A 17,239-nucleotide genomic window follows, 5' to 3' on the forward strand; every position below is an offset into this window, starting at 1 on the left:
CTAGTATACCCTAGACGGCGTTTCAAAACTAATATATTTCATAACCTGCATTGAGGTTATTTAGCTGTTTAGATTTCCATCAACTCAGCTTCTTTCGCTGTTAGTTGTGCATCCATTTCTTTGATAAATTTATCTGTAAGCTTTTGAATTGTATCTTCTGCTTGACGCGCTTCATCTTCAGAAATTTCTTTATCTTTTAATAAAGATTTTACATCGCCATTAGCGTCACGACGAATATTACGCACAGCAACACGGCCGCTTTCTACTTCGCCACGTACAATTTTAATTAAATCTTTACGACGCTCTTCTGTAAGCGGAGGAAGTGGTACGCGAATTACTGTACCAGCAGACATCGGGTTTAAACCTAAGTCAGACGCCATAATTGCTTTTTCTACAGCTTGCGCTAAAGACTTGTCAAATACGCCGATAGCAAGCGTACGAGAGTCTTCAATCGTTACATTAGCCACTTGGTTAAGCGGTGTATCAGCACCGTAGTACGATACCATAATGCCGTCTAAAATTGCTGGGTGAGCACGACCTGTACGAATTTTTGATAGTTGACTACCTAGTGCTGCTACACTTTTTTGCATGCGCTCTTGCGCATCTTTTTGAATATCGTTAATCACGGTTTAATCCTAATTATTTGATTACTTCATCTGAGGCTTGTGAAGAGATAAGTGTGCCTTCTTCTTCACCCATAATTACGCGTTTTAAGGCGCCTGATTTATTCATGTTAAATACGCTCAGTGGCATATTATGATCGCGAGCGAGTGTAAACGCCGCTAAATCCATTACTTTTAGTTCTTTATCAATAATTTCATTGTAGCTTAAGTGACGGTAAAGCGTGGCTTCTGGGTTTTTAACCGGATCATCACTAAATACGCCATCAACCTTAGTCGCTTTAATTACAGTGTCGGCTTCAATTTCAATACCGCGTAAACACGCAGCAGAATCGGTAGTGAAGAACGGGTTACCAGTACCTGCTGCAAAAATAACAACGCGGCCAGATTTTAATAAGCTAATTGCCTCAGCCCAGTTGTATGCATCACATACACCGTTTAGAGGGATTGCCGACATTAAACGACAATTAACAAATGCACGGTGTAGTGCATCACGCATTGCAAGGCCGTTCATTACGGTTGCAAGCATACCCATGTGGTCACCAACTACGCGGTTCATGCCAGCTTCTGCTAGTGATCCGCCACGTAAAAAGTTACCACCGCCGATAACCAAACCCACTTCTACGTCGAGTTCTACCAGCTCTTTAATTTCTTGGGCCATACGATCTAGCACTTTTGGGTCGATGCCGAAGCCTTCGTCTCCCATTAAAGCTTCACCACTTAATTTGAGAAGAACACGTCTAAAAATAGGTTTACGATTGATAGTCATAGTATTGGGGCCAACTTTTTATTAAATTATGGGTAAAAAATAACCGCGCTTATGATAAACATAAAAGCGCGGTTATTTTAAAGAATTTCTAAGCGTGACGCAAAAGCAAATAGTACTTTAATGGCATCTAATTTCCTTATGCATCACAAATAGTTAATCTTACTCGCCTTTTGCAGCTGCAATTTGAGCAGCAACTTCAGCAGCAAAATCTTCTTCTTTCTTCTCGATACCTTCACCAACTTCTACACGTGCGAAGCTAGTAACTGTTGCGTTTTTCTCTTTAAGAATTTCGCCAACAGATTTTTTAGGCTCCATGATGAAAGCTTGACCAGTAAGAGAAACCTCACCAGTAAATTTCTTCATGCGGCCAACAACCATTTTTTCAGCGATTTCAGCAGGCTTGCCTTCGTTCATCGCGATGTCGATTTGAACTTGCTTTTCTTTTTCTACAACGTCAGCAGGTACATCTTCAGGCGTTAAGTACTCTGGGTTTGAAGCAGCAACGTGCATTGCAATGTGCTTAAGTGTTTCTTCATCAGCAACACCTGCAACAACAACACCAATACGCTCACCGTGACGGTATTCAACAAGTGTTTCACCAGTGATGTACTGAAGACGACGTACGTTGATGTTTTCACCAATTTTAGTTACTAGCTCAACACGGTCTTCTTCAAACTTAGCTTGTAAGTCTTCGATAGTGACTGTTTCAGCGATAGCAGCGTCAGCAACTTTGTTAGCAAACGCTAAGAAGCTTTCGTCTTTTGCTACGAAGTCAGTTTGACAGTTAACTTCTACAAGTACTGCAACACCATCGTTTTGCTTGATGATGATAGTACCTTCAGCAGCAATGTTACCTGCTTTCTTAGCAGCCTTTGCAGCACCGCTCTTACGCATGTTTTCAATCGCTAACTCGATGTCGCCATCAGTTTCAGTTAACGCTTTTTTACAATCCATCATGCCAGCGCCAGTACGCTCGCGTAATTCTTTAACTAGGGCAGTAGTTACAGCCATTAGTAAATCCTCAAATCTGAAATCAGGTATTAGATAAGCGGGTAAACCGCTCTACAAGAATAGCAAGTCTTCACCTTAAAAAGATGAAGACTTGATGACAGCTAATTACTCAGCTTCTACAAAGTCGTCTTTCTCAGCTTGAGCAACGATGTTGTTCTCACGACCTTCAGTGATAGCAGCTGCAACAGAGCTAGTGTAAAGGTTGATTGCACGGATAGCATCATCGTTACCAGGTACGATGTAATCAACACCGTCTGGGTTAGAGTTAGTATCAACGATTGCAACAACTGGAATACCTAGGTTGTTTGCTTCACGGATAGCAATGTGCTCGTGATCAGCATCGATAACGAAGATAGCGTCTGGAAGGCCACCCATGTTTTTGATACCGCCAAGGCTCTTTTCAAGCTTTTCCATTTCGCGAGTAAGCATTAACGCTTCTTTCTTAGTTAACTTCTCGAAAGTACCGTCTTGGCTTTGAGCTTCAAGGTCTTTAAGACGCTTGATTGACTGACGAACTGTTTTCCAGTTAGTTAACATACCACCTAACCAGCGGTGGTTAACGAAGAACTGGTCGCTTTGTAAAGCAGCTTCTTTAACTGCTTCGCTTGCTGCGCGCTTAGTACCAACGAAAAGAACTTTACCTTTGTTTGCAGCAGCACTTGATAAAAACTTAAGTGCGTCGTTGAACATTGGTACTGTTTGCTCAAGGTTGATGATATGTACACGGTTACGTGCGCCGAAGATGAAAGGCTTCATCTTAGGGTTCCAGTAACGTGCTTGGTGACCAAAGTGAACACCAGCTTGAAGCATATCGCGCATTGAAACGTTTGCCATTTTGTAAATCCTCTATGTAGTTTAGGGTTAGGCCTCCACATATCCCATAGCACCAACACCGAAGTATTTAAACTTCAAATGCACCCAAGTGTATGTGACGATACGTGTGTGTGTTAAAATAAAATTGTGTTTGCCTTAAATACAAAAAATCATTTAAGAATTTATTTGTAAAAAGACGGCGCGCTTTATACCATATTAAAATTAAATACTCAACGTCGCGTGCAAAATTTGTGCGACGATAAATGTTAAAAAACGCAACTTTGGAGCCTCAATGAGCGCTGTGATCAAGACCCCTGAAGAAATTGAAAAAATGCGTGTAGCCGGGCGTTTAGCGGCAGACGTACTTGAAATGATTGAACCACATGTAGTGCCAGGTGTGACTACTGATGAGCTAAATACAATTTGTCATGATTATATTGTAAATGTGCAAGATGCTATCCCTGCGCCACTAAATTACCACGGTTTTCCTAAGTCGGTTTGTACCTCTGTAAATCATGTAATTTGCCACGGTATTCCAAATGACAAACCGCTAAAAGATGGCGATAGCGTCAACATTGATGTAACCGTAATTAAAGACGGTTACCACGGCGACACCTCAAAGATGTTTCATGTAGGTACGCCTAACATTCAAGGTAAACGCCTTGCACAAGTAACACAAGAAAGCTTATACCTTGCCATTAAAATGGTAAAACCAGGCGTGCGTTTAGGCGATATTGGTGAAGCAATTCAAAAATACGCAGAGAGCTTTAACTACTCAATTGTACGTGAATACTGCGGCCACGGTATTGGTAGCGAATTTCACGAAGAGCCTCAAGTAATGCACTACGGTAAAGCGGGTACTGGCGAAACACTTAAAGCCGGTATGTGTTTAACAATAGAGCCAATGGTTAACGCAGGTAAGCGCCAGTGTAAACTTTTAAAAGATGAGTGGACTGTAGTTACACGCGACCGTAGTTTGTCTGCACAGTGGGAACACACCCTATTAGTGACTGAAAATGGTGTTGAAATTTTAACGCTGCGATCAGATGATACTATCGACAGGATTATCGAACACTAATAAAAACCGAGCCGCTTGATAAAAAGTATTTAACCTCTAATCGGGTTAATATACTTAATAACATACTGAATTATATGTAATATTTAATTTATTTTTCCCAAACCGGAGATTTTCAGTGAAAACAAATCGAATTGACGCGCCAAATAGCGAGCCTATTTGCAAGTGGATTCAACACTGTTAACACTGAAAATAGCCGCTTGGGATAAACTTATTACTTCACATTCAGGTTATTTATCAATGCTAACGGTTCAATAAGGAGCCAGCCCACGTGGCATTACCCAACAAAGTAAAAAAGTTACTTAGCGATGCTGAGCAACTGAGCGATTATCGCGATTGTTCTAGCTATTTTTATAAGTGGTTACATAACGAATTTTCTAAGCAACCAGTTGGTAATTTAATTAATGCCCGGGCTGAGTTTATAGACCGCCTGCTAATTAAACTGTTTCATGTTTACGATTTAGCTCACGAGCCTGATCTTGCCCTTATTGCCGTGGGCGGGTACGGCCGTGGCGAGCTACACCCCTACTCCGACATTGACTTTTTATTGCTTGTTACGCAGCCGCCTAGCGAGCAAATATGCGAAAAAATAGGCCAGTTTGTTACCATGCTATGGGATCTCAATTTAGAGATAGGCCACAGCGTACGTACCATTGAACAAGCCATTGAGCAAAAACGTGAAGACGTTACCTTTGCCACCAGCTTGCTCGAAAGCAGGCTCATTTTTGGTAATCACATTGAGTTTGAAAAACTCAAAACGCATATTATAGAAACCCCTGTTTGGCGCTCAGGCGAATTTTTTGTAGCCAAAGTGCAAGAGCAAAACCTACGCCACAAAAAGTGCCACGGCACTGCTTACAACCTAGAGCCAAACATAAAAGAAAATCCCGGTGGTCTTCGCGATTTGCAAACCATTATTTGGGTTGCTAAAAAGCACTTTAGAGCCGAAACCCTACAAGAGCTAATTAGCCACGGCTACTTAACGCATGAAGAGTTTCAGGAGCTTTCGGAGTGCCTAGAGAACCTTTGGAATATTCGCTTTGCACTGCATTTAGCCGCTGGGCGCTCAGAAAACCGTTTGTTGTTTGACCATCAACCACACACAGCTGAAATACTTGGCTTTGGTAGCGATGGTAAAGCTTCGGTTGAGCGTATGATGAAACGCTTATTTAGAATAATGAGCCGCGTACGCGAGCTTAATCAAATGCTGCTATCGTACTTTGAAGAAAGTATTATGCCAGAGAGCAGCGAAGCGCCAGTGATTGAGTTAGACAAAGACTTTGAACGCGTTGGGCACCAAATTAGGGTTAAAAACCCATCGGTATTTTTTAGACGCGATCAACTTTTTGTTTTGTTTGAGCATATTGCCGACAACCCCGAAATTACCCATATTTACCCAAGTACTATTCGTACCATTAGGCAAGTACGCAGGCGTTTATTAGGTGACTTACAAGATTACGCAGCGTGTCGCGAGGCATTTATGCGTATTGTAAAACACCCTAACGGCATGGGCCGCGCATTCACGCTCATGCACAAACACGGCATGCTGGCCGCGTATTTACCGCAGTGGCGTAATATATTTGGGCAAATGCAATTTGACTTATTTCATGCCTACACAGTAGATGAGCACACCCATAAATTAATCAATAATATTTACCAATATTTTGATAAATCTAAAGTGAGCGAGTTTCCTATTTGTAGTGAAATAGTAACTCGTATGGATAAGCCTGAGCTGCTTTATTTAGCGGGTATTTTTCATGATATTGCTAAAGGGCGTGGCGGCGATCACTCAGAGCTAGGCTCGGTTGATGCCATTGCTTTTTCTAAATTACATGGCTTCCCATCATCTGATGGCAAGCTTATATCGTGGTTAGTTGGTAACCATTTACTTATGTCGGTTACTGCGCAGCGTAAAGACATAAATGACCCAGGTGTTATTAAAGACTTTGCCTCACGCGTAAAAACAGAGCGCCAACTCGATTACCTCTATTGTTTAACCGTTGCCGATATACGCGCAACCAACGACAACTTATGGAATGATTGGAAAAACACCCTACTACGCGAGTTATACTTACATACTCAGCGCGCATTACGCCTAGGGCTTGAAAACCCAATGGATCAACGCGACCAAATACGCGATAAAAAACACCAAGCTAAACAGCGCTTACTTAATTTGGGCTACCTAGAAAACCAAATTGATTTAATTTGGAGCCGCTTTAAAGCCAATTACTTTACTGCCTTTAGCGAGCAGCAAATATCATGGCAAACCGAGCACCTATTAAAATGCGCAGACTTAAGCCTACCCAGTGTCATTGTTTCTGATAAAGCAATGCATGGTGGCACGCAAGTGTTTGCTTATAGCCCATATTCTGGGCCGTTATTCGCTCGCTTAGTTAGCGTAATTGGTTCTAAAAAGGCGCAAATACAACACGCTCAAGTGCTTACTACCAAAGACGGCTACGCCCTATTTAACTTTGTAATACTTGAAGTGAGCGGCGACCCTATTGCAAGTAGCCGTGCTCAGTCAATTAAACGTGGGCTTGAGCAAGCACTTAGCGAACCACGTAAAAAAATACGCTTTAAAAAGAATCGCTCGCAACGATTTAAAGACTTTAATATTAAACCTAAAATAGTGCTGCGCCCTCATGCACGTAAAGATCGCAGCCTAATAGAAATTCAAGCTGTTGATATACCCGGTTTACTTACTAAAATTGCCGAAGTTTTCCAAGCGCATTTATTACACATTCACGCAGCCCGTATTACAACGGTAGGTGAACGTGCAGAGGATTTCTTTGTCGTATCAAATAACGAATACCAAGCGCTGACTGATGAAGAGCAAGCCAAAATTCATCAGGCATTACGTAAAAAATTCAACGCCGAAACAGAATAAGGACACACCATGTCAGATTTAAAAACCATGATAGAAAACGCCTGGGATAACCGCGATAGCATTAGCCCAAGCAGTGTATCTAGCGAAGTAAAACAAGCGATTATTGACGCACTAGAGCTTCTTGATAGCGGTGCAGCCCGTGTTGCTGAAAAAATATCAGGCGAATGGGTCGTACACCAATGGCTTAAAAAAGCCGTTTTATTATCGTTCCGTATTCGCGATAACCAACCAATGAACGACGGCGTAAACCAGTTTTACGATAAAGTACCGCTTAAATTTAGCGACTACACACCGGAGCAATTTCAGCAAGGTGGCATGCGCGTAGTACCAAATGCTGTAGCACGTAAAGGCAGCTTTGTAGGTAAAAACGTCGTACTTATGCCATCGTATGTGAACATTGGCGCCTACGTTGATGAAGGCACCATGGTTGATACATGGGCAACTGTTGGCTCGTGTGCACAAATTGGTAAGAACGTACACTTATCGGGCGGCGTGGGCATAGGCGGCGTTTTAGAGCCACTACAAGCTAACCCTACCATCATTGAAGACAACTGCTTTATTGGCGCACGCTCTGAAATTGTTGAAGGTGTAGTAGTAGAGGAAGGCGCTGTTATTTCAATGGGCGTTTACATTAGCCAAAGCACTCGTATTTATGACCGTGAAACCGGCGAAATTCATTACGGCCGCGTACCAGCAGGTGCTGTAGTTGTGCCAGGCGCATTACCATCAAAAGATGGCACCCACAGCCTGTACGCTGCAATTATCGTGAAAAAGGTAGATCAACAAACACGTGAAAAAGTAGGCATCAACGCCCTACTACGCTCAATTGATGATTAAAATAAGCGATAAGCTTTTAGCTGTAAGCCCTAAGCTGATTGGTGTTAAACGTAGGTTGGGTTGAGTGAAACAAAACCCAACGGCACATTAAAGCTTAGTGTTTTAACAAAATTTAGAAAGCTCTAAGCCCTTTGGGTTTAGAGCTTTTTTGTTTAGATTAGAGTTTATCTCTTAAATAGCTAAACCGTTGGGTTTCTCTGTGCTCAACTCAACCTTAATTCAAAGCAATATACGTATACAAAATAAACGACTGAATTAGCCAACACACCCAAGATATAATAAGGTAGTAAAGCATACTTGAAAGTTAGCAATTAATATTAAGGATTAATATGACAAAAACTGCTTTACGCTCAACTATTTTGCTACCGGTATTTTTGCCTGCGGTATTTATTATTCTGCTTTTGGTCATTGGTACAAGTAGTAACCCTGAACTGGCAGGGCAAGCATTCAGTGTCGCCCTCAAGTGGATAACAGAAACCTTTGGCTGGTTTTATATGTTATCAGTTGCCATCTTCTTAGTTTTCATCGTTTGTGTTGCCGCCTCCAGCTGGGGAAATATCAAGCTGGGGCCTGATCATGCGCAACCGCAATACAGCTTTGGCGAATGGTTTGCCATGCTATTTTCGGCCGGTTACGGAGTCGCATTACTTTATTTTGGTGTAGCAGAACCCGTGCTCCATTATGCATCTCCACCTGCGGGCGCCGCAGAAACCGTTAATGCCGCTAAGCAGGCTATGCAAATTGCATTTTTTCATTGGGGTTTTCATATATGGGCAATTTATGGGATTGTTGGTTTAGTGCTTGCTTACTTTGCATTTCGCCACGGTCTTCCGCTGTCTATTCGCTCAGCCTTGTATCCACTTATTGGTGATAAAATATATGGCCCTATTGGGCACACTGTTGATGTGTTTGCCATATTAGGCACGCTATTTGGTATTGCCACAACGTTAGGGCTTTCGGTTACTCAAATTAATGCCGGGCTGCACTACTTATGGCCAAGCATCCCTATTAATACCACGGTACAAATTACCGCTATTGTTATTATTACCGCAGCGGCAACGTTTTCTGTGGTGGCAGGTATGGATAAAGGCGTGAAGCGTTTATCTATAATAAACATGACACTCGCCGTATCATTAATGGCCTTTGTGTTTTTTATTGGCCCGACTATTCATATTCTTGAATCGTTTTTACAAAATACCGGCAGCTACCTTAGCGGTATTGTTGAGCGTACTTTTAATTTACAAGCCTATAGCCGTAGTGATTGGATTGGTAACTGGACTCTATTTATATTTGGCTGGACTATAGCGTGGGCACCCTTTGTTGGTATGTTTATCGCTAAAATTAGCCGCGGCAGAACCATTAGGCAATTTGTTGTGGGCGTGATGCTAGTTCCGACTATTTTTACCTTTTTATGGTTTTCTGTATTTGGTGATACCGCGCTAAATTTAATAATGAATGAAGGGTTTAATACTTTAATAACCGATGTTCAAGCAAACCATGCCGTTGCGCTATTTCAATTATTTGAAGTGCTACCGTTATCGTTTATTATTTCGCTACTAACGGTTATTTTAATCATTACCTTTTTTGTAACCTCATCTGACTCGGGCTCGTTAGTTATTGACTCCCTCGCCTCTGGCGGGAGTATTGATACGCCTGCATGGCAACGGGTGTTTTGGGCTGTGCTTGAAGGCGCTGTGGCTGCTGTTTTATTAGTAGCAGGTGGGCTAAGTGCACTACAAACTATGACAATAGCCAGTGCCCTACCCTTTGCTGTTATTATGCTTATTGCAACCGCGGGACTTTGGCGCGCACTTACCATTGAAGGCCATCGCGATACGAGCTTACAAGCACATGCGCTCAATAGCCGTAATGTTAACCTATCTCATTGGAAGCGCCGGTTAGCCGCTATGGTTAATTATCCGAATAAGGAAAAAGTGCATACCTTCATTAGTAGTGTGGTGGTACAAGCAATGCAAGCTGTTCAAGCAGAATTAAAAGCGCGCCAGTGGCATGCCGAGGTAGATTTTGATACTGACTTAGGCCGCGCCCATTTAACCGTACTACGCCATGAACATGTTGATTTTGTGTATGATATTCGCCTTACTGAGCACCCAATGCCAAGCTTTGCCTATACAGAGCTAAAACCGGATGCTGATAACTCCGAGATGTATTACAAGGCAGATGTTTTCTTACGCCGCGGTGGGTTATCTTACGATGTATATGGCTACAGTGAAGATGATATTGTGAAGGACATTCTTGATCAATTTGAGAATTACTTACACTTTTTAGGTAACAGCCCAGGGGAACTTCCGTGGGATATGGCCGAACACGATGACATGTTAAATAGCGACAAACCTTAAATAAGCGCTTTATTTAACAGCGCAATTTTGATGCAATAAAAAAGGCACTGAAAAGTGCCTTTTTAGTCTGCTCAATTAATTTTTTAATTACAGCGCGTTAAATACGTCGTCTGTTTTAGCTGCGCAAATAAAATCGTTTTTGTGCAGGCCTTTAATTGAATGGCTCCACCACGTTACGGTTACTTTGCCCCACTCGGTTAATAAACCTGGGTGATGGCCTTCATCTTCTGCCATATCACCTACTTTATTGGTAAACGCCATAGCTTGCTTAAAGTTTTTAAACTTATAAACACGCTCAAGTTGCATAATGCCGTCGCGTACCTCTGGTACCCAGTCTGGAATTTTTGTAATAAGTTGGGCAAGCTCTTCCTCAGATACTTTTGGCGCATCTACGTGACAGGCTTCGCATTTTTGTTCACTTAATGAAGACATTTTAAATCCTTACTTTAGCGTTTCTTTTTAAATTAAAGTTAACCGGCTAATTTTTCTTTAGGTGGAAATTTTGGGTCGTGCAAACCAAGCGCTTTAGCTTGCTCAACCAAAGTCATAATATCCATTTGCGATATATCAAACAGATCATGAATCGAATTTATGGTGTAGTACTGTGGTTGCATAATATCAATGCGGTACGGCGTACGCAGCACATCAATTACGCTCATAGGCGTTATCTCTGGTGTATCTGAATACACGTACTGGGTTTCACCTGGGCTTGATAATATACCACCGCCGTATATACGCAGGCCGTTTTCGGTTTGCATTAAACCAAATTCAACCGTAAACCAATACATACGTGCAAGGTATACACGATCTTTTTTCTGCGCTGTATACCCTAACTGGCCGTATTTGTGTGTGAATTCGGCAAAGTCGGGGTTTGTTAGCATAGCGCAGTGGCCAAATATTTCATGGAAAATGTCAGGCTCTTGCAGGTAGTCAAACTCTTCTCGACTACGAATAAACGTCGCTACCGGAAATTGTTTGTTTGCCAATAACCTAAAAAATTCATCAAAATCGATAAGCGCAGGTACAGGCGCTACTTGCCAACCGGTGGTGGCAAGAAGCACTTCGTTGAGTTCGCTTAACTGCGGAATACGATCGTGTGGTAGGTTTATTTTTTTAAGCCCCTCCATGTACTCATCACAAGCTTTGCCTTCTATGCACGCAAGTTGGCGCGTAACAAGCTCAGACCAAATTTTATTTTCTTCTTCGCTCCAATGAATAACACCGTTTTCATCAGGTGTTTTAGAGGTGTATTTACTTGCTTTAGCCATAATAACCTTCTTGGGGTTAAGCCCTAAATGTGTGTCAGTGTGGTACTCAAGATGAGTGAATATCTAATGCAGCCATACTATGCAAAAGTGAAGAAAAGTTTAATAGTTAGGCGGACATCTACATTTAGCACGATCCCCTAAAGTGTATAGTTAAAATTACACCAACGGCATTAATATTATACAACCATTAAATTAAAGGCGTTAAGGGTAAACTCAACTGTACACAAATAAATACACCTAACAAATTAATGTAAAAGCTTGGTTTAAGTCGTCAATAATATCGTTAACATCTTCAAGCCCTACAGAGAGTCTTATTAAGCCATCACTTATGCCTGCGGCTGCTCGCTCCTCGGGTGTGTAAGGAGAATGCGTCATTGATGCGGGGTGCTGAATAAGCGTTTCGGCATCACCTAAACTTACAGCAAGTGTGCAAAGCTTCATGCTATCTATAAACTGCGATCCTTGAGCAAGGGTGCCTTTAATTTCAAATGCGATAACGCCGCCTGCGGCTTTCATTTGCTTGCCTATATATTTGTTGCCAGGGTGCGATTTAAGCCCAGGGTAATAAACAATATTAACCTGTGGATGCGCCTCTAAATATTCGGCAACCGTTTGCGCGCTTTGGCAATGGCGCTCCATGCGTATGGCTAAAGTTTTTAATCCGCGATTAATAAGCCATGCGTCGTGCGGGCTTATGGTGGCACCAATATCTTTAAGTACCGTCATTTTTATTAAGGTAATGTGCTCATGCGTTCCACACACAAGCCCCGCTACTACATCGCCATGGCCGTTTAAGTACTTAGTGGCACTGTGCACAATAATATCTATGCCGTACTGCTTAGGTGATTGCAGCAGTGGCGTTAAAAAGGTGTTGTCGACCACACTAATTAAATTATGTTGCTTAGCGAGCGCGCCAATTAAGGCTAAATCAATGACTGCCATTGTGGGGTTGATTGGCGTTTCTACAAATATCATTTTTGAATTAGGTTTTATAGCAGCGCGAAGCTCGCCCTCGTTGGTCATATCAACAAAAGTAACTTCTATTCCCCAGCGCGGTAACATGTGAGCAAAAAACGCAAAAGTACATCCATATAATGCACTTGATGCAATTAAATGATCGCCCTGCGATAAAAAGCTTAATACCGACGCCGATACAGCGCCCATACCTGTGGCGGTAGCCGCTGCAGCTTCGCAGCCCTCTAACTGTGCTACTTTTTGCTCAAGTTCGGTGGTGGTTGGGTTACCTAGGCGGGTGTAAATATAACCGGGCTCATCGCCTGCAAAACGCGCGGCACCTTGTGCTGCATTTTCAAAATGAAAGGTAGAGGTTTGATACAAAGGCGACGTGAGTGCGCCGTGCGGATCGTTTGCTTTTTGCGGGCCATGAATACATTGGGTATTAATATGCTGCTTGCTCATTGTGTGATCTCGTTTTTATTATGTGTGTCAATTACATAAATAAAACGCACCGCAGTTTAAATCACAAGCATGCCGGATGCTCAGATGGCTATTTGTGCAAAAACCGCTCAGCGCGGTTTTGTACACAAATATTGCCACTGCTACTTTAGGACGTTGGCTCGGCCTTTTTACGGCTCATGATTTTGCTGGCAATACTTTGCACTGTGCCTTTTAACAAGCTGCGTTTGTTTTCAAGCCGTGGTAATGGGCGGCTAAGCTCCATTGCTTTGTAACCAATACGTGCTGTAAAAATACCGGCGCTTACACCTTGCGCTGCACGCCCCGAAAGCTTACCTAAAAGCTCAGCACTGAGCGCTGTGGCTGCTAAATCAGATACAAGCTCAGCACTGCCTACAAACATAACTTGTTTTATTAGCATACGGTAGAGCTTAATGCGGCTTGCGTAACCAAAACCAATGCCATAAATTTTACCAATTTGCTCTATTAATTTAGTACCGCGCCAAAGTACCGCCATCATGTCCACCAGCGCAAGTGGGCTTAAGGCAACAAGCAACGCTGACTCTGTCGCAAAACGATTTATAAGCTTTTTAGCTTTGGTGTCTTGCGTTATAAGCAAGCTATTTGCGTAAAGGGTCATTATTTCTTTATCGCTATGGTGGGTAGCCACTTGGTTTTTAAACGCTTCGAAGTTGTCTAGTTGTTGGTGCTTATTTAGTTTTTCAAGCCAGGGTAATGCGCCACCTACTTGCTCACTATTTAAGAGTCTGTCGGCTTCTTGGCGGTGTAATTGATTACGCTTTAAACTGCGCAGCATTCTGTATTCGCGCCATAGCATGCGCCCAATTAGCAACACACCGCTTACCACCGCCGTTAAATACACGCCGCCTAAAATGACCGACTGCTGAAACGCAAACACTAACGAATACGCAAATTCTAAAAGCACTAACACTAAAAAGCTTACAGCAAACACCCCTTTAAGCGTTTGCCATTTAGACTTTTTATATACCGGCTCTAGGTCTATTTCTTCATCAAGAAGTTCATCTTCAGGCTCTTCAATGTATTCACTTTGACCTTGGGTAATTATTTTTGCAGGAGCAAGCGTCGCCTCAACCTGTTCATCAGCTTGGCTATCAATTCGCCTACCTGCTTGAAAAGTTTGCTGTGTGTCGTTCATGATAATTTGTCTCCTAACAAGTACTGCATCACATGATCAAGGCGAATATGCTTAAGTTGCTTATCGGGGTTTGGCATAGGCGCAAACGATAAAAACTCAAAGCCCTGCGCTGGCCACTCATTTTTATTAAGCATGCGCTTTGGTGGCTGTGGGGGTAAATAAGTAAGCCAATCTTGCTCGTTAAGTGGTTTGCCATAAATGCAATCAAGCGTTTGGCCTTTATCGGCCACTTGGCACGGCTGCGTTGCTGCAATTGACGACATTGCCATGGTTTCTATTTGTACGCCATCAAACTTTAAGTGATTACTTTGCTCATGCACTAATGAGTCAAGTAGTAGTGCTAAGTCTTTATGGTGCTTTGCACTTATATGATCTGACTTATTTGCAGCAAACAGTATTTTATCTATGTTGGGTTTAAATAAACGCTTAAAAAATCCCGACTCGCCGTAATTAAAGTGTGAGAGTAATTGGTTTATTACACTACTTTGCTCTTGGAGTGTTTCATGGCCTTCATTTAAAGCGCTGAGTACGTCTACCAACACAATTTGGCGGTCAAAGTGTTTAAAGTGCTCATTATAAAATGGCTTAACCACCTCTTTTACATAGGCGTTAAAGCGCTTAATTAAATGCGCTAAGTTAGAGCCTGCCACTACCTCATCACTTTTTATATGCTGCGCATTTACCGGAAAAAACAACAAAAGCGGCGCACCTTGTAAGTCACCAGGCATAAGCATGCGCCCAGGTTGTAACATGGCAAGCTTAGTATCTTTTTTAAGCCCTACCAGCATACTTTGATAAAGCGCTGCAATGTGTGCAAGTAAGCCTTCATCTACAGGGGCATTTAAATCAAGCTGTTCAAGCGCGTTTAAAAATTCAGTAGAGGTGTTCACACGCGGGTGCTGTAACAATAGCGGATATTGTTGCTCGCACCACTGACTATAGCTTTGCTCAAGCATAGGTAAATCAAGTAGCCATTCACCAGGGTAGTCGATAATGTCTAAATACAGCGTAGATTGCGGCGAAAAATGCCCACGTAACCCTGATGCGCTTTGGTATTTAATCGCTAAACGCAGGGTATTAATACGCTCGGTTGATGCAGGCCATGTAGGCTCCCCATCAGTTGGGAGCAAGGCATTAAGTGCACGCGGATAGTCAAACGTAGGGACTTTTAACGCCTCTTGCGGCACCACTTTAGTGGCTATATGGCGGTGCTCTCGCATTACATCAAAAAACGGTAAGTTTTTATCATCGCTTTGTGTTGTAAGGTGCTTAACAAGTGCGGTAATAAACGCGGTTTTACCACTGCCACTTAGGCCGGTTACGGCCAATTTTACGTGTTGATCTAAACTGCGATGAAGGGCTTTTTGGGCTGAACCTTTAATACTTTTAAAGGTTTTTTTGGCAAATGAAGTGCTACTCATAATGGGCTAGCACTTCATTGATGCTTAATCACCGAACAAAGTGCTATTAAATCCTTTAAAGTTTGTTGATTTCACGGCTAACCGTAAACTCGCTTGAAGTAACATGGCGCTCCATATCTTGAAGACGCGTGTCTATTCGCGTTAAACGCTCTTTTAAGTCTTGCAATGCGCGGCGCGGTGGCTCGCCTTTTTGCCATACTTTAAATTTAACTTCTAGCGGATCGTCAGTTTTAGTTGAGCTACTAGCATGTATAGTTATGGGGTCTTTTTTATCTAAAATAAACCACGCTGCAATATACGCTACCACAAATAATGGGCCACCCGTTAGCAGTACCGCACTAACAAAAATAATGCGAACTAACCATAACTCCATATTAAAGTAGTCACTTAATCCCGCACATACACCGGCGATTTTGCCGCGCTGTGGGTCTCTTAATAATTCGCGTTTGGCACTCATACTTTGCGTCTCCATTGTGGTGACTCTTGATCGAGTAATGCTTCAAGGGTTTCTACTCTATCAGCCATTTTTTCGGCCTTGTGGGCAAGTTCCAATAACTGGCGATGTTCATGCTCACTTAACCCTTGGCTCACTTGCTTTTTGCTACGGTAGTGCAAAATTAACCACAGTGGCGCAACAAAAATCATGAACAAGATAAATGGTGCAATTAGTATCTCTGGATCAAACATAATCCTCTCCTGACAATCCGTAATCGATGTTTTAAGCAGTGGGGCACTTTAAGTACCCCTTTATAAGTTATTTATCAGCTAGCTTCTTTTTAAGTTCGGCAAGCTCATCATCTATCTTTTCATTTTTTTGTAGGTCGGCAATTTCATCTGCAAGCGACTTTTTACCTAAATCGTAAGACTCTATTTGAGATTCTAGTCCATCAATTTTAGTTTCGTAGCGCTCAAAGCGATTAAGTGCATCTTCTACTTTAGAGCTATCAAGGGCTTTTTTCACTTCAAGGCGCGACTCAGCCGAACGTTGACGTAAAATAATTGCCTTTTGACGTGCTTTAGCATCGGCTAGCTTTTCTTGTAGAGTGGTGACTTCTTGCTGAAGTTTCTCAATATGAGACTCTACATGCTCAAGCTCAGACTCTACTGCTGCGACTGCTTCTGCCGATTTTTGCTTTTCTAGTAATGCTGAACGCGCTAAATCGTCGCGGTCTTTACTTAGTGCAAGCTCTGCTTTGTCTTGCCAATCACTTACTTGTGCTTTTAGTGTGTCTACACGACGTACTAATTCTTTTTTCTCAGCCAGTGTTTTAGCTGAAGTAGAGCGCACCTCTACCAATGTGTCTTCCATCTCTTGGATAATAAGACGAACCATTTTTTCTGGGTCTTCTGCTTTATCTAAAATGGCATTGATATTAGAATTAACAATGTCTGCAAAACGTGAAAAAATTCCCATAACATTTACCTCTGTAATATAAACTTAGTTGGTCTGCTGTAACTAGTATCAATATGCTTGCCAACTTTTTAAAATCTAAAATACACTTTATTTTCATTAAGTTAAACTAAATATACAAATTCCTTTAGTTATCCCTGATTATGAAATACACTAACTGTTAGCAAAAAT

The 17,239-nt window shown here is 42.2% G+C and carries 16 protein-coding genes; 4 read left to right on the forward strand and 12 right to left on the reverse strand.

The genetic code is table 11. The annotated features are described in order from the left end of the window. Positions 1-68: 68 nt before the first annotated feature. The 4 genes from frr to rpsB all read right to left on the reverse strand — a co-directional run bounded on the left by frr (position 69) and on the right by rpsB (position 3,234). Positions 69-626: a ribosome recycling factor gene (frr, locus tag PSH50_RS15440; RefSeq protein ID WP_004586921.1), complete on the reverse strand. Its 558-nt coding sequence runs from the start codon at positions 624-626 to the stop codon at positions 69-71. Between the two features lie 13 nt (positions 627-639). Further along, positions 640-1,389, reverse strand: a complete 750-nt coding sequence (pyrH, locus tag PSH50_RS15445) for a UMP kinase (RefSeq protein WP_039972186.1) — start codon at positions 1,387-1,389, stop codon at positions 640-642. 159 nt (positions 1,390-1,548) lie between these two features. Next, positions 1,549-2,400: a translation elongation factor Ts gene (tsf, locus tag PSH50_RS15450; RefSeq protein WP_029773685.1), complete on the reverse strand. Its 852-nt coding sequence runs from the start codon at positions 2,398-2,400 to the stop codon at positions 1,549-1,551. A gap of 105 nt (positions 2,401-2,505) precedes the next feature. Further along, positions 2,506-3,234 carry a 30S ribosomal protein S2 gene (gene rpsB / locus PSH50_RS15455; protein ID WP_004586918.1) on the reverse strand — a complete coding sequence of 243 codons (729 nt, stop codon included), beginning with the start codon at positions 3,232-3,234 and terminating at the stop codon, positions 2,506-2,508. Between the two features lie 238 nt (positions 3,235-3,472). Between rpsB and map the strand changes: the two genes are divergently transcribed. The 4 genes from map to PSH50_RS15475 all read left to right on the forward strand — a co-directional run bounded on the left by map (position 3,473) and on the right by PSH50_RS15475 (position 10,375). Continuing rightward, the gene (gene map, locus PSH50_RS15460; protein WP_223230592.1) at positions 3,473-4,291 is read left to right on the forward strand and encodes a type I methionyl aminopeptidase; all 819 of its coding nucleotides are present in this window, start codon (positions 3,473-3,475) and stop codon (positions 4,289-4,291) included. Positions 4,292-4,559: 268 nt separating this feature from the next. Further along, entirely contained in the window at positions 4,560-7,178 is a 2,619-nt protein-coding gene (gene glnD, locus PSH50_RS15465; RefSeq protein WP_024033810.1) for a [protein-PII] uridylyltransferase, read from the forward strand. Between the two features lie 9 nt (positions 7,179-7,187). Beyond that, positions 7,188-8,015: a 2,3,4,5-tetrahydropyridine-2,6-dicarboxylate N-succinyltransferase gene (gene dapD, locus PSH50_RS15470; RefSeq protein ID WP_273609817.1), complete on the forward strand. Its 828-nt coding sequence runs from the start codon at positions 7,188-7,190 to the stop codon at positions 8,013-8,015. A 329-nt stretch (positions 8,016-8,344) separates the two neighbouring features. Next, positions 8,345-10,375: a BCCT family transporter gene (locus PSH50_RS15475; protein ID WP_273607446.1), complete on the forward strand. Its 2,031-nt coding sequence runs from the start codon at positions 8,345-8,347 to the stop codon at positions 10,373-10,375. Positions 10,376-10,462: 87 nt separating this feature from the next. Here PSH50_RS15475 and PSH50_RS15480 read toward each other — a convergent pair whose 3' ends face one another. The 8 genes from PSH50_RS15480 to pspA all read right to left on the reverse strand — a co-directional run bounded on the left by PSH50_RS15480 (position 10,463) and on the right by pspA (position 17,071). After that, positions 10,463-10,807 carry a 4a-hydroxytetrahydrobiopterin dehydratase gene (locus tag PSH50_RS15480; RefSeq protein ID WP_004586913.1) on the reverse strand — a complete coding sequence of 115 codons (345 nt, stop codon included), beginning with the start codon at positions 10,805-10,807 and terminating at the stop codon, positions 10,463-10,465. A gap of 38 nt (positions 10,808-10,845) precedes the next feature. Beyond that, a complete protein-coding gene (gene phhA / locus PSH50_RS15485; RefSeq protein WP_273609818.1) occupies positions 10,846-11,643 on the reverse strand; it encodes a phenylalanine 4-monooxygenase in 798 nt (265 codons plus the stop codon). A gap of 237 nt (positions 11,644-11,880) precedes the next feature. Further along, the gene (gene megL, locus PSH50_RS15490) at positions 11,881-13,062 is read right to left on the reverse strand and encodes a methionine gamma-lyase (protein WP_273609819.1); all 1,182 of its coding nucleotides are present in this window, start codon (positions 13,060-13,062) and stop codon (positions 11,881-11,883) included. A 145-nt stretch (positions 13,063-13,207) separates the two neighbouring features. Beyond that, positions 13,208-14,236, reverse strand: a complete 1,029-nt coding sequence (locus PSH50_RS15495; RefSeq protein WP_273609820.1) for a TIGR01620 family protein — start codon at positions 14,234-14,236, stop codon at positions 13,208-13,210. Beyond that, positions 14,233-15,657, reverse strand: a complete 1,425-nt coding sequence (locus PSH50_RS15500) for a YcjX family protein (protein WP_273609821.1) — start codon at positions 15,655-15,657, stop codon at positions 14,233-14,235. Before PSH50_RS15500 ends, PSH50_RS15495 begins: the two co-directional genes overlap by 4 nt. Before the next feature lie 55 nt (positions 15,658-15,712). After that, the gene (pspC, locus tag PSH50_RS15505) at positions 15,713-16,114 is read right to left on the reverse strand and encodes an envelope stress response membrane protein PspC (protein WP_126007707.1); all 402 of its coding nucleotides are present in this window, start codon (positions 16,112-16,114) and stop codon (positions 15,713-15,715) included. Beyond that, positions 16,111-16,344 carry an envelope stress response membrane protein PspB gene (pspB, locus tag PSH50_RS15510; RefSeq protein ID WP_004586907.1) on the reverse strand — a complete coding sequence of 78 codons (234 nt, stop codon included), beginning with the start codon at positions 16,342-16,344 and terminating at the stop codon, positions 16,111-16,113. The genes pspC and pspB overlap by 4 nt, the downstream gene beginning before the upstream one ends. 67 nt (positions 16,345-16,411) lie before the next feature. Continuing rightward, on the reverse strand, positions 16,412-17,071 hold the full coding sequence (pspA, locus tag PSH50_RS15515; protein WP_004586906.1) for a phage shock protein PspA: 660 nt from the start codon (positions 17,069-17,071) through the stop codon (positions 16,412-16,414). Positions 17,072-17,239 lie beyond the last annotated feature (168 nt).

The organism is Pseudoalteromonas sp. Angola-7, assembly GCF_028599255.1.
GTDB lineage: Bacteria > Pseudomonadota > Gammaproteobacteria > Enterobacterales > Alteromonadaceae > Pseudoalteromonas > Pseudoalteromonas atlantica.

What these genes read in the sequence shown, in the direction of transcription:
- pyrH (WP_039972186.1), bottom strand. Translation starts at nt 1,389, where the DNA reads ATGACTATCAATCGTAAACCTATTTTTAGACGTGTTCTTCTCAAATTA.
- tsf (WP_029773685.1), bottom strand. Translation starts at nt 2,400, where the DNA reads ATGGCTGTAACTACTGCCCTAGTTAAAGAATTACGCGAGCGTACTGGC.
- rpsB (WP_004586918.1), bottom strand. Translation starts at nt 3,234, where the DNA reads ATGGCAAACGTTTCAATGCGCGATATGCTTCAAGCTGGTGTTCACTTT.
- dapD (WP_273609817.1), top strand. Translation starts at nt 7,188, where the DNA reads ATGTCAGATTTAAAAACCATGATAGAAAACGCCTGGGATAACCGCGAT.
- PSH50_RS15475 (WP_273607446.1), top strand. Translation starts at nt 8,345, where the DNA reads ATGACAAAAACTGCTTTACGCTCAACTATTTTGCTACCGGTATTTTTG.
- PSH50_RS15480 (WP_004586913.1), bottom strand. Translation starts at nt 10,807, where the DNA reads ATGTCTTCATTAAGTGAACAAAAATGCGAAGCCTGTCACGTAGATGCG.
- phhA (WP_273609818.1), bottom strand. Translation starts at nt 11,643, where the DNA reads ATGGCTAAAGCAAGTAAATACACCTCTAAAACACCTGATGAAAACGGT.
- megL (WP_273609819.1), bottom strand. Translation starts at nt 13,062, where the DNA reads ATGAGCAAGCAGCATATTAATACCCAATGTATTCATGGCCCGCAAAAA.
- PSH50_RS15495 (WP_273609820.1), bottom strand. Translation starts at nt 14,236, where the DNA reads ATGAACGACACACAGCAAACTTTTCAAGCAGGTAGGCGAATTGATAGC.
- PSH50_RS15500 (WP_273609821.1), bottom strand. Translation starts at nt 15,657, where the DNA reads ATGAGTAGCACTTCATTTGCCAAAAAAACCTTTAAAAGTATTAAAGGT.
- pspC (WP_126007707.1), bottom strand. Translation starts at nt 16,114, where the DNA reads ATGAGTGCCAAACGCGAATTATTAAGAGACCCACAGCGCGGCAAAATC.
- pspB (WP_004586907.1), bottom strand. Translation starts at nt 16,344, where the DNA reads ATGTTTGATCCAGAGATACTAATTGCACCATTTATCTTGTTCATGATT.
- pspA (WP_004586906.1), bottom strand. Translation starts at nt 17,071, where the DNA reads ATGGGAATTTTTTCACGTTTTGCAGACATTGTTAATTCTAATATCAAT.